We start from the raw sequence: 16,074 nt of genomic DNA, 5'->3' as shown, positions 1-16,074 counted from the left end.
ATAAGTACACCTTTTAATGTTCCTAAACATTTTATCAATATACCTTGTAGTCATGTAGATTACAAAAATTTTCTTATGTTACAACTCTAAAAACACACCTCCGCTATATGAAGGTTTTGCGTAAATAATTCGACCAGAAATAGCTGAAGCATACGTAAAAGAAATCCCTAATTTTTTGGTAATATAATAAGCCAAATCACCACCAACACTCACATACTCTATATTATTAGCAAAAATACTTCCCTGTGCGTTCTGTGCTGACAAACTTCCATTTCTAAAAGATTTTACAGCATTCAAACGTCCTACCATCCAAAATTTATCCCAAAACTTTACACCTGTTTCTACTCCGTAATGAAATTCATCTGAAAACCCCTCTGTTCTGTTGTTAAAACCTATATATGTTTTTGCGTAAGCAGTTTTGGTAAACAAATGGTACGGCAACCCTGCATCTAATTGCAACAATTGGTTGAATTCCCCATCTCCTGTTTGAAAACTACCATCACTACCTCCTTTATTTTTTCCTGTTGGCAACCCCAGTTTTAAGGTTGTAGAAAGTGCTAAAAAACTGTTTTTTATCAAACCGTATCGAACCCCAAAATCTACATCTCCAAAGGCATTGATACTTTCTCCTTCTTGCAACGTGTTTCCTGTGGTGCCTGAAACTTGTGTGTTTTGATAAATTCTTGTCAAAAAAGGAATATAAGCTACTACATCTATTTTATCTGTAACTCCATATTCTCCATACAAACTCATCGTAAAATTTCCTCTTGTAGCGTTGGGATCTACCGCTCCAGAACTGGTATAATGTTGATCTGCTTCTAAAGACCAAGCTGATAATTTGTAATATCCTTTTCCCTTTCCTTTGGTCCATTGTGAAAAACTTAACTGTGTTATTAACAGCGTAATTACAAAGGCACTAATTGTTTTTATGTTCATCTTTTCTTGTCTATTTGTCATTGATAGTTGCGTCTCCAGCTTTGATTCCAAAAGGTCGACACCAATGCACCAAATAACTATAATCATTGATTCCTACTCCAGCCACATCAAATGTAAATGCTCCGTTATAATGTGCTCCATCAGCATCATCAAAAGCATCTACAACCAAACCATTTGCTATAGAATTTGGATTGTTGGTCAAATACATTACAAAACCTGGTAACGTAGTATCTGCTCTATAATTACTTGCTACCGTAATTGCTATTCCAGTTGTAGTTTCTGCTATTTCAAAATCACCTTCACACACGTAAGACGATGTGGATTTTAATGTTCCTACTTTAATAACTTCTGATTCAGATGGAATTGGCAACATTCCAACTTTTACTACTTGTAATGTTTTGCTATCCATCAACAACATGGTTTCTCCATTTACTTTTGCTGTAACCGTAGCCAAACCTTCTGTTTCTGCCTCAATGTTCATATCTGAAATGGATATTACATTTTCATTAGACGTTTCCCAAACTACATTTTTGGTTTCTGTCTGACCTACATTGTTAAAATAAACAGCTTCTAGCTGGATGACATCTCCCACTTGCAATTGATTGATGGAAGTTGTGATTCTTAATTCTTCGGGAACAGTATCGTTCACAATATCTTCTTGAACACAAGAAATTAAATTGATTGCAAGAACAATCAACAATAAATAATTGAATGGTTTCATGAAAAAGGAATGTTTAGTTAGTTCTACAATCTGTCGAACACAGTTTGCACGAATTACAACTACTCTCAAAAAAAGATCACCTAACCTATTGAAAATATGCCTCTAAAAAATCTTCATCAATCTTATTTCCTTTAGTAGAGTGATTGGTTTTGGTAAAAAATAATTACATAAAAACTTGTAATACCATCGCTATTCAGTCTTTTTATTTTGTTTCTTTACCTTGGAAACTCTGCGATTTATCATTACGCTCCTCCCTAACAACTATGCCAACCATTCAAAAAATAGAATTCCCTTTTGATTGCAACATCATCAACCATAATTTTTACGATTACGATCCGCTTCTTTCATTTAGCAAAACCACAAGTTTGCAATACTTAAGTGAAGACTTGTTTCAATGTACCTTTCCCGAAGAAAACATTGTTATAGATTTGGGTTGGTACGGTAACATTGCAAACAACAAAGGAGAATTTAAACTCTACATGATTCAGAATGAGAATTGGGAAATTCCACTAAAGGTTTTTCAATCAAAATCGTTGAAAGAAATTAAAAGCACATTGCAGAAAATTTTAGAGTATTATTCTAGAAATTAAATCTGAAACTGTTATTTCCTTTTCCCTATTTTATTAGCTACAACAGCCAAAATGACTATTTGTGTAATGTGATACATCATAACAGGTAGCAAATACAAACTAGCGCTAATACTGTTTCCAAAAATAATATTCACCATAGCAGAACCGTGTACTAATGATTTTTTAGTTCCACAAAAAGTGGCTGTAATTCTATCTGCTATAGACAATTTTAACTTTAAGGAGATGAAATAAATAACTCCAATAATCATCCAAAACAAACAAAACACAATAACAAAAAGAAATACAAGATGCAACCAACTAACATTGACAAACATGTTACCCATAATGGAAGTACAAAAGCTTAAATAAATAATTAATACAATAATGGTTTTATCAAAAACAGCAACTTTACTACCGTGCTTCTTTACAATAGATCCAAATTTATGATTGAGCAACAACCCCAAAGTTAACGGTAATAAAATCTGAATCATTAATTTAAAAAACACATTCCCCAAAGACATCCCACTGCTCTGACTTACAAACATACCAATCCAAAGAGGAGTTACAAAAGCTCCTATCAAACCAGAAATACTGGCATTAAAAATAGCTGACGGTACATTCCCTTTTGCTAAAGAAACCATAACTACGGATGAAGAAACTGTTGAAGGTAAAGCTGCTAAGAAGAACAATCCTATCCAAAAAGAATCACCAACCAAACCTACCAAAACTGGCTTAAAAAGCAGTAAAACCAACGGGAACAATAAAAAAGTACTCAATTGAATAATTGCATGTAGTTTGTAATTTTTTAATCCTTGAGCTACTTCTGTAAACGATAATTTTAATCCGTAGAAAAAGAAAATCATTCCAATTCCAATTTCGGTTACTTGTTTCAAGTGTAAAACACCAGCTCCTTTTGGAACTAAAAAAGCAATGATTATCGCCATAAATAAAGACAGAATAAACTTATCTATTTTTATAGCTTTAATCCTACTCCATATAAGAGCCTTACTCATATTTATATCTCTTTTTTATTTGGCTAAATTACTCGTTTATCAAATACGTTATTATTTTTTTTAACTCAAAAATTAATTTTATCAATTCCCGAGTATCCTATATGAATTCCTCAATACGCTCATAAGTAAAAGCATTTCAAAAGACTAATGACTGATTGCAATCTAGACTAGAAGTCTACTATGATATTTTACACAAAATTCAAAAAATAAAAGTGCTGACCTCTGTAGATTTGCAAAGAGTTGCCAATAACTATCTAACTAATAACAAAATTGCTGTAATTTTAAATCCTGAAAAAATAATACAAATACCTATATTGTTAAATTATGAATATTTACAAAACCATTATCATCCTTACCATCTCATTAGTTGCTATTACAAAAACTACTGCTCAAAGTATTACACCCAGTAAGAAACTACTTTATAAGGAAATTGACGGAGACAGCTTATACCTACATGTTTTTGAACCCAAAACAACCAAGAAGCCTACAGCCGCTATTGTTTTCTTTTTTGGAGGAGGTTGGACTGGAGGAAATCCTAAACAGTTTTATCAACAAAGCAAATATTTGGCCTCTAGAGGAATGTTAGCAATATCCGCAGAATACAGAATTAAAAGCACTCATGGCACAACTCCTTTTGATTGTGTTGAAGATGGAAAATCAGCAATAAGATGGGTACGCGAACATGCCGAAGAATTAAACATAAACCCAAATAAAATTGTATCTGCAGGAGGGTCTGCTGGTGGACATGTTGCACTTTGTACTGCTTTAATTGATGGACACGAAAATTCTAATGAAAATTCAACCATCAGTTCTTTACCTAATGCAGTTGTAGGTTACAATCCTGTTTTTGATACAACAGATAAAGGTTATGGTTCTAAAAAAGTAGTAGGAAGAGAAACCGAAATATCTCCTTGTCATCAAGTGAAAAAAAACATGCCTCCAATGTTACTTTTCCATGGAAAAAAAGATACCACAGTACCCTTTGAAAATGCAGTGCGTTTTAATACGTTGATGAAATCCGCAGGAAATGAATGTGAATTAGTTCCTTTTGAAAACGTAGGTCACGGATTTTTTAATGGAAGTTTTTTTAGCCCTAAAAAAGGGGATACATTTTTTAACGCTACCATGTACGATACAGATGTTTTCTTAGAAAAGTTAGGATATATTAAAGGATGTCCTAGCATTAAAAAATAATAAAGTTTAGATTTTTTGAATTCTAAGCAAAAAAAAGCGTTATTCAAATGAATAACGCTTTTTGCTCCCCCTCTAGGACTCGAACCTAGGACCCTCTGATTAACAGTCAGATGCTCTAACCAACTGAGCTAAGGAGGAAGTTGCCTATAGCTACAAAACTATGTTTTGCGAGTGCAAATATAGAGATATTTTTAGTTTGTGCAACAAGAGTTTCACTTTTTTAATAGAAAAAATATGCTTCACAAAATGTGATTTATTTAACCTCTGTACAATCAACTACTTAGACTCTAAAAAAAATCACAAATTAAAAGCACTAATTAAGTTCAAATCTCCATCTAAGTATTCGTATTGATAAATAATATTGCCTCCAATCATAATTAATGAGTTTTCTAAAGGAATCACATCCGTAGCCTGAATGCCTTTAAATGTTTTTTGAAACAACAATGTCTCTGGATTTGATTTGTCGTACAACTTTAACCCCGCAGTTCCGTCACATACATAAAGTGTATTCGCTCTAAAACCTAACCCATAAGGATTTTCTAAATTATACCTTCCTACCATGGTTGGATTTGTTTTGTCTTTAACATCTATCACCTCTAGCACACTCTCTAATTGTCCACAAGCATTTCCTCCTCTAAGCGTTAAATAAGCATAATCACCATCTACAACCACAGGGTCACAACCCTCCCAATGTGTAAATTCCGATATATATTCTGGATCAACAATATTTTCTAAACTATAAATATACATTCCATTTGTACTCCCTAAATACAAATAATCATCCGCTTCAAACATAGTTTCTATATTCCATCCCACATGTTTTTTGTTTTTAATCATTGGATTAGACAAATTAGAAATATCAAAAATTGCCATTTCATAAGACCCTACGGTAAATAAATACTCTTTATAAATTTGAAATCTAGCCAGAGCCCCTCCTACTCCCGTAGAACTTGAAGATACCAATGTCTTCGTTTCATTAAAAATAAATACAACTTCATCTTTATCTATCGTCTCTTTAACTACATTCCAACCAATAACAATTTCTGTAGCGTAATCAAAATTATCATAACGAACTCTTTGCACATCTACTGGCCAATGATAATCGTATCTAGAAAACACATCTGTCAACCTATTTTCTATTTGAATATTGTTGATGTCTGATATATTAAAAACAACCAAATCTATAGCGCTATCTGCATAAAGATAATCCCCCTTGATGGAAATATCTTCGTTTCCTAAAACATGAATAAACGAAATTGTATGAGGATTTGAGGGCTCTGAATTGTCTATAACATGAATCCCTTTGTTTTTTTCAGCTACAAAAATATAATCATTGTAAACATATATTTTTCCAGTTTCAACTGTTGGCTCAGCTGGAGAAACTTTGACTGAATTTCTAAATTCTGACAACTCCATGGTAATAGGAACCGCAACATTAATAGTGGTTTTAGCGGCATCATCATCGTTATTACAAGAAAACAACAACAGTGATAACATGCAAAAACTAATAATATAATTTTTCATATCGTATTTTTTAGGTTAGTTAGTATTTTATAGATGAAAAACAACACAATAGGTTGCTTATGTTTAACTAATTAGTTTTTTTAGATCAAAAAAATGAACTTATCATAACTCAATATTAAACCTAAACTCTTTAAATATTCTTATCTTTTAAAAAAAACAATGACACGTAAAAACTTTGTCAAATTACTTTATACAAGTTTCTTATTTCTTTATTTTCTTGTAGGATGTTCTCATAAAATTGTTGATCCATCAGAAAATGGAGAGGCAATTAAAAATTTAACTATCTTTTTTATAAATGATCAACATGGACAGATAGATAATTTTGCAAAAATAAAACACATTGTAGATGAAGAGAAACTAAAAACAAATGTAATTGTAGCCTGTAGTGGAGATATCTTTTCAGGAAATCCTGTTGTAGATTTTCACGATCAGAAAGGATACCCAATGATTGACATGATGAATCAAGTTGGTTTTGATATTTCAGTTTTAGGAAATCATGAGTTTGATTATGGCGAAGAAATTCTAAAACAACGTATTGAACAAGCTAATTTTAAATGGGTTTGTGCCAATGTTTCTACTGAAAACACAAAAATTACACAACCCAAAGCATACGAAACCATTACGGTTGGAAATGTAAGTGTTAGTTTTTTAGGCTTGTTAGAAACCAATGGTAAAAAAGGAGCTGTTATTCCTTCTACACACCCTTGGCGAATTGAAAATTTTACGTTCCAAAATCACGAAAACATTGTTTCTAACTACAGTACCGTTAAAAAAGATGAAAATGCCGACTTGTATATTGCTCTTACACACTTGGGTACCGGTACCGATTATGAATTGGCAAGAAATCATAGTTTTTTTGATATGGTTATTGGTGGACATTCACATCAAGAAATCAATGAAACAATCAACCAAATTCCGGTATATCAATCAGGATCAAACTTAAATAAACTAGGGAAAATTGTAATAGAAATTAAAAACAAAAAAATCATTTCCAAAAACTTTGAGTTGATCAATTTGAATCAAGATTTGCCTGAAGACGAAACAGTCAAAAAGAACATCAATGCTTACAACAACAATAGTGATTTGACAAAAGTAATAGCTATAGCTACAGTAAACCACAATACATCTGCTACAGGATGTTTTATAACACATGCATTTGTAGAAAAACTAGATTTAGATTTATCTTTCCAAAATCCTGGAGGAGTTAGAGCGGGTATTGAAAAAGGAGAAGTAACAGCCAAAGAAATTTATTCTGTTACTCCGTTTAACAATCAAATGGTTGTTTACTATTTGACTGTTGGACAAGTAAAACAGTTTTTAAAGAATTCTCAAGATGCATTTTACTACAGTGGACTTGAAATATTACAAAATGGAAACAACATCGTTATCAAAAGAAATAACAACACTCTTGCTGATGATGAAATCATCAAAATGGGAACTCAAGATTACATTGCAGCGCTATACGAAGAAATATTACCTGCTGAAAAAACCATATTACCAGAAAATGATGCCAGTACATTAATTACCTACCTTACGGAAATTAACAATGTAATTGATTTTGAAAATTGTTATCAATATTTTAAATACAACTAAAATAAAATCCTAATGGTTTATTTTTATCAACACATATTTAACTAACTATCATTTAAAGTAAGCTTCTTCTATTTTCTATATATTTGTTACACCTATATATTCATAAAAATAATGTACAAATACGCAACTCTCTTACTTTTAACAATCATCATCAGTTGTAGCAAAAATTCTTATAAAGAACCAATAGTCAATCTAGATACTTATCAAATTGAACAAGGCTTTGATGTAAAAGCAGTTGCTTCTGAGCCTTTTATTGAAGCTCCTGTTACTATGGACTTTGACGAAAAAGGAAGAATGTGGGTGGTAGAAATGAGAGGTTACATGCAAAACCTTGAGGGAACAGGAGAAAACATACCCAATGGACGAATTGTAATTCTTGAAGATTGGGACAAAGATGGTGTTACTGATCATACCAAAATATTTTTAGACAGTTTAGTGTTGCCCAGAGCAATTTCACATGTATACGGAGGACTTTTGTATGCTGAACCACCAAATTTATGGTTTGTAGAAATTGAAAATGACAAACCTAAAAACAAAGTATTGGTAGACAACAAATATGTTACCGGAGGAAATGTAGAACATCAACCTAATGGTTTAATGATGCACATTGATAACTGGATTTACAATGCAAAGTCTAAATTCCGTTACCAAAGAAGGTATGGAAAATGGTACAAAGAAGAAACTTTTTTTAGAGGACAATGGGGAATTAGCAAAGACAATTTTGGAAGATTGTACCACAACAACAATTCTGTAATTTTAAAAGGAGATTTGGTACTTCCAAACACATTTACCAAAAACAATTATTACAGACCTAAAATAGCACTTGGAAAAAACTTAAATAAAAGTCAAAGAGTTTACCCGTTACACGCTACCTCTATTAACAGAGGATACATTAAAGGTCGTTTAGACAAGGATAGTATATTGGTAGATGTAACAGCTACTTGTGGCCCCTTAATTTATAGAGGAGATAAATTTCCAAAAGAGCATAGTCTAAATGCCTTTATTTGTGCCCCAGAAGCAAACCTTATAAAAAGAAATATTTTACATTTTTCAAAAAACACTATAGAAGCAATTCATGCCATCCCAAATAAAGAATTTTTAGCCTCTACCGATGAAGGATTTAGACCTGTTAGTTTAATAAATGGACCTGATGGAAACATATATATTGTTGATATGCACCGTGGTATTCTTCAAGACAAAGCCTACTTAACTCCTTATTTAAAAAAACAATACCAAAATAAAAAATTAGATACTATTATTGGAATGGGTCGTATTCTTAAAGTACAACATTCTGATTCTAAACCACAAAAAATCATCAATTTAAATGAATGCACATCTACAGATTTGATTGAATATTTGGAACATCCAAACGGATGGTATAGAGATAAATCTCAACAGTTGTTAGTTAACAGAAAAGATTACAGAATTGTTAGTTCTTTGAAACAATTTATTTTAAACAGTAAAAATCCAATCTCACAAATTCATGCACTCCATACATTAAATGGTTTAGGTGCACTTTCTTTTGATTTTTTAAATCAATTAACCCAACAGCATAATATTAGCACAAAAACTCTTTCTCATGTAATTGTTTTGTTAGAAGAAGTCGTTCATAAAAATTACCTAATCAAAGCAGAAGAATGCTTTCAAAATTTGATTGAAAAAAATCATCTAGAACTAGATTTGTATATCGCTTGTTCTTTAGGAAGATGGATAAATTTAGCACCTAATAAATTTTATCCTTTACTTTTAAAAGTCTCCAGTCGTTATGATACCAATCCATTAATACAAGAAGGTATAATGAGTAGTCTTAATCAGCATGAAGAAGAGTTTTTAAGCTACACCAACAAACAAAAACCTCTACTCCTTTCTTATATTGATGAGGCTTTAGAAAACAAAAAAGCAAATCAACTTAAAAAGAACAGAATTTTACAGCAAAACAAACAAAAATCCATTAATGCAGGAGAGAAAATATTCAGTACCATTTGTGCTACTTGCCATGGAGATCAAGGACAAGGAATAGCTAGTTTAGCACCTCCATTTATCAAGTCTGAATACATTTCAGAATCTTCAGAAAAACTTGCTTTAATTGTTTTACATGGTCTTTCCGGACCATTACACGTAAACGGAAAATTGTATGAATTAAATGCAACTATGCCAGGTTTAGTTAATAATCCTGAATATTCAGACCAGGATATTCAAAATATAATTTACTATCTTCAACATACTTTTGCTGACAAAATAAAACCTATTAATACAATAAAAATTAAAGAATTAAGAGCTTTAAAACCTAAAAACGGTGTTTTTTCTGAAGAAGAGTTGTTAAAAGTAAAATAAGAAAATAGACGAAACAAAAAAGACTTTACATTTAAGTAAAGTCTTTTATTTGCTCCCCCTCTAGGACTCGAACCTAGGACCCTCTGATTAACAGTCAGATGCTCTAACCAACTGAGCTAAGGAGGAAGTTGCATATAGCTCGCAAATTTCGTTTTGCGGTTGCAAATATAATGCTTTTTTTAAATGAGACATAATTTTTTTCAAAAAAAACAAAAAAAATCAATCTGTTATAAATTATATGATTTTTAAGAATATAAGTCCTAAAACAGACCAAAGAGCAATAAATAAATTAATTTTGGAGTTTATACTAAGAAAAATAATATTATAAAAAGACAACATATAAAATGGATAAATTTTCTTTCCTTAATGCCGCTCACACAGGATTTATTGCTGACTTATACGAGCAATATGAAAAAAATCCTGATAGTGTTGAGCCTAGTTGGAAAAGTTTTTTCCAAGGATACGATTTAGCAAACGAATCGTATGAAGGTGAAAACAACATTGAGATACCACAAGAAGTTAAAAAAGAATTTTTAGTTCTTGAATTGATTAATGGCTACAGAACTAGAGGTCACTTATTTACCAAAACAAATCCTGTTAGAGAACGTAGACATTACGAACCTACTTTAGATATTGAAGCTTTTGGATTGTCTAAAGATGATTTAAAAACCGTTTTTAATGCTGGTGAGGTTTTAGAAATTGGTGCAGCTACTTTAGAAAAAATCGTTGATAGATTGAAAGAAATTTATTGCGATTCTATTGGTATTGAATACATGTACATTCGACAACCAGAAGAAATTAAATGGTGGCAAAACAGATTGAATAAAAATGCAAACCAAGCAGATTTTAATCTAGATCAAAAAAAATACATCCTTAAAAAATTAACTCAAGCCGTTGGTTTTGAAAGTTTTTTACAAACTAAATATGTAGGTCAAAAACGTTTTTCTGTTGAAGGTGGAGAAACCATTATTCCTGCTTTGGCTACAGCTTTAAAAACAGCTGCAGAAAGATACAATGTAAAAGAATGTGTATTAGGAATGGCTCACCGTGGTCGTTTGAACACTTTAACGAATATCTTTAAAAAACCTGTTCGTGATTTGTTTTCTGAGTTTGAAGGAAAAGATTTTGATGAAGAAAACATTGATGGGGATGTTAAATACCATATGGGGTTAACTCGTAGTAAAACCTATCAAGATGGTTCTGTAATGAAAATGAATTTATTGCCCAACCCATCTCACCTAGAAACTGTTGGGCCTGTAGCTCAAGGAGTTGCTAGAGCAAAGATTGATACGATTTATAGTGGAAATGAAGAAGCTATTTTACCTATCATTATTCATGGTGATGCTGCCGTAGCAGGACAAGGTGTTGTGTACGAAGTCATCCAAATGAGTAAATTAAACGGATACAAAACTGGAGGTACTTTACACCTAGTAATTAACAACCAAGTAGGGTTTACAACCAATTATTTAGATGCCCGTTCTAGTACTTACTGTACAGATGTTGCCAAAGTAACATTATCACCTGTATTACACGTAAATGCTGATGATGTAGAGGCTGTTTGTCATGCTATTGAATTGGCTCTAGAATTTAGAATGAAATTTAAACGTGATGTTTTTATTGATTTATTAGGATACCGTAAATATGGTCATAACGAAGGAGATGAACCAAGATTTACACAACCTCAATTGTACAAAAACATCTCTAAACATAAAAACCCAAGAGATATTTATATCGACCAGTTAATTGCTGAAAAAAATATAGATATAGAATATGCGAAAGGTTTACAAAATGAATATAAAAACCTATTAGAAGATAAATTTTTACAAGCAAAAAGTGACGAAACTTCTAGAGTAATTCCATTTATGGAAGATACTTGGAAAGATTTTGTTAGAGAAGGTTTGGTAGAAATGTTATCTCCTATAGACACCACTTATCCTCAAGACAAATTAGAAGATATTACAAGAATTGTATCTCAAAATCCAGAAGGTGTTAAATTTGTTCGTAAAGCACAACGTATTATAGAAAGTCGTGCTAAAATGGTATTTGAGGATAACAAATTAGATTGGGGTCTTGCAGAAACTTTAGCATATGGATCTTTGTTAGAAGAAGGGTTCAACGTTCGTATTTCTGGACAAGATGTAGAACGTGGTACTTTTAGCCACCGTCATGCTATTTTAAGAGATGAACTTTCGGAAGAACGTATCAACTTATTAAATACAAACAAGAACAACAAAGGTGTAATGACTATTTACAACTCTTTGTTATCAGAATATGGAGTTTTAGGTTTTGATTATGGTTATGCAATGGCACATCCTAATACCTTAACTATTTGGGAAGCACAATTTGGTGACTTTGGAAACGGAGCTCAAATTATGTTTGACCAATACATCTGTGCTGCCGAAGACAAATGGAAATTACAAAATGGTATTGTAATGTTACTACCTCATGGTTATGAAGGACAAGGTTCTGAACACTCATCTGCAAGAATTGAAAGATACTTACAGCTGTGTGATTATGACAACATGACCATTGCAAATTGTACAGAACCAGCAAACATGTATCACTTGTTACGTCGTCACATGAAACGCAACCATCGTAAACCGTTAATTGTATTTACTCCTAAGAGTTTGTTACGTCATCCTAAAGCAGTAAACACAATTGAAGAATTAGCTGATGGAGCTTTTCAAGAAGTGATTGATGACACAATTATCAACAAAACTAACGTTAAAAAAGTAGTTTTCTGTTCTGGTAAATTCTATTATGATTTGTTAGAAGAAAGAGAAAAACTAGAAAACCAAAGTGTTGCTTTAGTTCGTATGGAACAATTATTCCCATTACACGATGAAAAAATTAAAGCAATTATAGATTCATATCCTAACGATGCTGAATTTGTTTGGGCACAAGAGGAACCAGAAAATATGGGAGCATGGCCATACATGTTACAACGCTTCAAATTGAAACAATTATCTGTAGCTTCACTTAAATTCTACTCTGTTCCTGCTGCAGGATCTAGCGCAAGATTTAAAAAGAGACATCAAGCTGTGATTGACAATGTATTTCAATCCTAATTAAATTAAGAAAACACTATAATAAACAAATAACATAAAAAATATTATCTAATGGTTTTAGAAATGAAAGTCCCTTCTCCAGGGGAATCAATCACAGAAGTAGAAATCGCAACTTGGTTAGTTGAAGATGGTGATTATGTAGAAAAAGACCAACCAATTGCCGAAGTAGATTCTGATAAAGCTACTTTAGAATTGCCTGCAGAAGAAAGTGGAATTATTACTTTAAAAGCAGAAGAAGGTGATGCTGTAGCTGTAGGTGCTGTAGTTTGTTTGATTGATATGGATGCTGCAAGACCAGATGGTACCGCTGCTCCTGAGAAAAAAGAAGCTGCTCCAACAGAAGAGAAAAAAGAAGAAACTCCTGCTCCTGTAGCAGCTGCAACTCCTACAAATGAAACCTACGCTACTGGAAGTGCATCTCCAGCAGCAAAGAAAATATTAGACGAAAAAGGAATCAATGCAGGTACTATTCAAGGTACTGGTAAAGATGGTCGTGTAACAAAAGAAGATGCAATCAATGCTGTTCCTGCTATGGGAACTACTACAGGTAGCCGTGCTTCTGAAAAGAAAAAAATGTCTATGTTACGTAGAAAAGTAGCACAGCGTTTGGTTTCTGTTAAAAATGAAACTGCCATGTTAACTACGTTTAACGAAGTAAACATGCAACCTGTTTTTGACTTGCGTGCTCAGTACAAAGAGGAATTTAAAGCAAAACACGGAGTTGGTTTAGGATTTATGTCTTTCTTTACTTTAGCGGTAACAAGAGCTTTAGAATTGTATCCTGATGTAAACTCTATGATTGATGGAGATTTTCAAATTAAGAATGAGTTTGCAGATATTTCTATCGCAGTTTCTGGTCCTAAAGGATTGATGGTTCCTGTTATAAGAAATGCAGAAAACCTATCTTTTAGAGGTGTTGAAGCAGAAGTAAAGCGTTTGGCTTTAAGAGCTCGTGACGGACAAATTACGGTTGATGAAATGACAGGAGGTACTTTTACCATCACTAACGGTGGTGTGTTTGGCTCTATGTTGTCTACACCAATTATCAATCCTCCTCAATCTGCTATTTTAGGAATGCACAATATTGTTGAACGTCCAATGGCTGTAAATGGTCAAGTGGTAATTCAACCAATTATGTACGTGGCATTATCTTACGATCACAGAATTGTAGATGGTCGTGAATCTGTTGGTTTCTTGGTAGCCATTAAAGAAGCTATTGAAAACCCTATTGAATTGTTAATGAACAACAATCCTAAAAAAGCATTAGAATTATAATCCTGAGTATTTAAATATTTAAAAAGAGCATCTTATTCATTTAAGATGCTCTTTTTATGTTTTTCAAAATTTATTTTTCGTTGCAAAACTCCCTAATCAAAATATACTTTTAAATCAGTTCGTTAATATTAGTAGCAAATAGCTTTACTGCAATAGCTAATAGGATTATTCCGAACACCTTCCTCAGTACACTCAACCCTACCGCTCCAAGTACTTGCTCTATTTTTTTAGATGTTTTTAATACAAAAAACACAAAAATACTATTGATTAATATTGCTATAACTATATTTTGTACCTGATATTCTGCCCTAAGAGATATTAAAGTAGTCATAGTTCCTGCACCTGCTATCAACGGAAAAGCAAGTGGTACTATAGACGTTGATTCTGTAATCTCATCTTTAAAAATAGTAACACCTAAAATCATTTCTATCGCCAAAAAGAAAATGATGAATGCACCCGCTACGGCAAAGGAATTTACATCAATACCAATCAAATCTAGTATTTTGTCTCCAAGAAATAAAAACATAATCATTATAACTGCAGAAACAATAGTCGCTTTTTCAGACTGGATGTGTCCTACTTTTTTTCTCAAATCTATTATAATTGGAATACTTCCTATAATATCAATTACAGCAAATAAAATCATTGTTGCTGTTACAATTTCTTTAAAATCAAAATGTAAATTCATGTAATAAAATATGCTAAAAGTGTGTATGTACGATTATATATCATAAAATATAATATTTCACTGTACAAGTCAAAGATATTGATTCTTATAGCTTCATTACAAGCATATTCTACAAAAAAAGACAACTTAATTTCTTATTATTAATTCTTAATATTTAGTACTTTTAATTTATGCAATTCGGAAAAGTTACACACCCAGAACATATAGATTTCATTTTACCTAAAGATCATATACAGACACAAAATGCATTTGATAAATCTTATATTGGAAAAACTAAATTTTATATAGGTTGTGCCAAGTGGAACAAACAAGGTTTAAAGGGTTTTTATCCAAAAAAAATCAAAGACGAACTTTCATATTATAGTTCACAATTTAACAGTATAGAACTAAACGCTACTTTTTACAAATTATATCCAAAACATCAATTTCAAAAGTGGTATGATAAAACACCAAAAGATTTTAAATTCTATCCGAAAATAACCAAAGATATTTCTCATTATCATCAACTAGACACAGAATCGTATCCACTTACAGAAGTATATTTAAATAATGTAACTATTTTAAAAGATAAATTAGGTGCTGTATTTCTTCAAATGAATGAAAGCTTTAGCCCATCGGAATTTGAAACTCTGCAAAGCTTTATCAGTACTTGGCCAAAACAGGTTCCACTTGCTGTAGAATTACGTCATACAAATTGGTTTAACAATGTCACAAACTCTAATAAATTATACCATTTATTTAGGGATAATAACATTAGCAATATCATTACAGATACAGCAGGCAGAAGAGATTTAATACACATGAGTCTTACAAGTCCTCATGTATTTATTCGTTTTGTAGGAGCAAATCATCCTTCTGATTACCAAAGATTGAGCAATTGGATAGATAGAATAGAAGTTTGGTCACAAAAAGGTATCAAATCTATTTCGTTTTTTATTCATCAAAATATAGAAATCGAATCTGTTCTATTATCATCTTACTTTATAAAAGAACTGAATGATAGATTAGGTCTTTCATTAAAAGTACCTAAAACCATTCAAGATATTCAAAACCAACAACAAAGTTTATTTTAAAAAAATTTATGGGCGTTTCCCCTTTGATTCGGGGTCGTGCTATCACTACTCGCTTTTTGTTTTAGGCAATTCAAAGACTCTAAACC

At 32.0% G+C, this 16,074-nt stretch carries 12 protein-coding genes and 2 tRNA genes; 7 read left to right on the top strand and 7 right to left on the bottom strand.

The window, feature by feature from the left end; all coding sequences use genetic code 11:
• Nucleotides 1-78 precede the first annotated feature (78 nt).
• The gene (locus Q4548_RS14240; protein ID WP_303456096.1) at nucleotides 79-936 is read right to left on the bottom strand and encodes a hypothetical protein; all 858 of its coding nucleotides are present in this window, start codon (nucleotides 934-936) and stop codon (nucleotides 79-81) included.
• A gap of 10 nt (nucleotides 937-946) precedes the next feature.
• Entirely contained in the window at nucleotides 947-1,657 is a 711-nt protein-coding gene (locus tag Q4548_RS14235; protein ID WP_303456094.1) for a hypothetical protein, read from the bottom strand.
• A gap of 263 nt (nucleotides 1,658-1,920) precedes the next feature.
• On the opposite strand from Q4548_RS14235, the gene Q4548_RS14230 reads away from it, so the two are divergent.
• Entirely contained in the window at nucleotides 1,921-2,247 is a 327-nt protein-coding gene (locus tag Q4548_RS14230; RefSeq protein ID WP_303456091.1) for a hypothetical protein, read from the top strand.
• A gap of 11 nt (nucleotides 2,248-2,258) precedes the next feature.
• Here Q4548_RS14230 and Q4548_RS14225 read toward each other — a convergent pair whose 3' ends face one another.
• Entirely contained in the window at nucleotides 2,259-3,239 is a 981-nt protein-coding gene (locus tag Q4548_RS14225) for a bile acid:sodium symporter (protein ID WP_303456090.1), read from the bottom strand.
• Between the two features lie 324 nt (nucleotides 3,240-3,563).
• Here Q4548_RS14225 and Q4548_RS14220 point away from each other — a divergent pair, with 324 nt between their 5' ends.
• Nucleotides 3,564-4,433, top strand: coding sequence for an alpha/beta hydrolase (locus tag Q4548_RS14220; RefSeq protein ID WP_303456089.1), 870 nt, complete (start codon nucleotides 3,564-3,566; stop codon nucleotides 4,431-4,433).
• A 64-nt stretch (nucleotides 4,434-4,497) separates the two neighbouring features.
• Here the strand turns inward: Q4548_RS14220 and Q4548_RS14215 are convergent.
• Both Q4548_RS14215 and Q4548_RS14210 read right to left on the bottom strand, forming a co-directional pair.
• Nucleotides 4,498-4,571, bottom strand: a tRNA-Asn gene (locus tag Q4548_RS14215).
• 159 nt (nucleotides 4,572-4,730) lie between these two features.
• Nucleotides 4,731-5,957: an LVIVD repeat-containing protein gene (locus Q4548_RS14210; RefSeq protein WP_303456087.1), complete on the bottom strand. Its 1,227-nt coding sequence runs from the start codon at nucleotides 5,955-5,957 to the stop codon at nucleotides 4,731-4,733.
• Between the two features lie 159 nt (nucleotides 5,958-6,116).
• Here Q4548_RS14210 and Q4548_RS14205 point away from each other — a divergent pair, with 159 nt between their 5' ends.
• Nucleotides 6,117-7,550 carry a bifunctional UDP-sugar hydrolase/5'-nucleotidase gene (locus tag Q4548_RS14205; RefSeq protein ID WP_303456086.1) on the top strand — a complete coding sequence of 478 codons (1,434 nt, stop codon included), beginning with the start codon at nucleotides 6,117-6,119 and terminating at the stop codon, nucleotides 7,548-7,550.
• 111 nt (nucleotides 7,551-7,661) lie between these two features.
• On the top strand, nucleotides 7,662-9,884 hold the full coding sequence (locus Q4548_RS14200) for a c-type cytochrome (RefSeq protein ID WP_303456084.1): 2,223 nt from the start codon (nucleotides 7,662-7,664) through the stop codon (nucleotides 9,882-9,884).
• Nucleotides 9,885-9,936: 52 nt separating this feature from the next.
• On the opposite strand, the gene Q4548_RS14195 is transcribed toward Q4548_RS14200, so the two are convergent.
• A tRNA-Asn gene (locus tag Q4548_RS14195) sits at nucleotides 9,937-10,010 on the bottom strand.
• Between the two features lie 218 nt (nucleotides 10,011-10,228).
• On the opposite strand from Q4548_RS14195, the gene Q4548_RS14190 reads away from it, so the two are divergent.
• The gene (locus Q4548_RS14190; protein WP_303456082.1) at nucleotides 10,229-12,952 is read left to right on the top strand and encodes a 2-oxoglutarate dehydrogenase E1 component; all 2,724 of its coding nucleotides are present in this window, start codon (nucleotides 10,229-10,231) and stop codon (nucleotides 12,950-12,952) included.
• A 51-nt stretch (nucleotides 12,953-13,003) separates the two neighbouring features.
• Nucleotides 13,004-14,227, top strand: coding sequence for a 2-oxoglutarate dehydrogenase complex dihydrolipoyllysine-residue succinyltransferase (gene odhB, locus Q4548_RS14185; RefSeq protein WP_303456081.1), 1,224 nt, complete (start codon nucleotides 13,004-13,006; stop codon nucleotides 14,225-14,227).
• Nucleotides 14,228-14,336: 109 nt separating this feature from the next.
• On the opposite strand, the gene Q4548_RS14180 is transcribed toward odhB, so the two are convergent.
• Entirely contained in the window at nucleotides 14,337-14,915 is a 579-nt protein-coding gene (locus Q4548_RS14180) for a MarC family protein (protein WP_303456080.1), read from the bottom strand.
• Between the two features lie 170 nt (nucleotides 14,916-15,085).
• Here Q4548_RS14180 and Q4548_RS14175 point away from each other — a divergent pair, with 170 nt between their 5' ends.
• Nucleotides 15,086-15,988 (top strand): DUF72 domain-containing protein, encoded by a 903-nt coding sequence (locus Q4548_RS14175; protein WP_303456079.1) that lies wholly within the window; start codon nucleotides 15,086-15,088, stop codon nucleotides 15,986-15,988.
• The last annotated feature ends 86 nt before the right edge of the window (nucleotides 15,989-16,074 follow it).

The sequence above is a fragment of the Wenyingzhuangia sp. 2_MG-2023 genome (assembly GCF_030548295.1).
In the GTDB taxonomy this organism is placed as follows: Bacteria; Bacteroidota; Bacteroidia; order Flavobacteriales; family Flavobacteriaceae; genus Wenyingzhuangia.
Note: the sequence above shows the minus strand (reverse complement) of the source record. Positions and strands in the feature narration are given on the sequence as shown.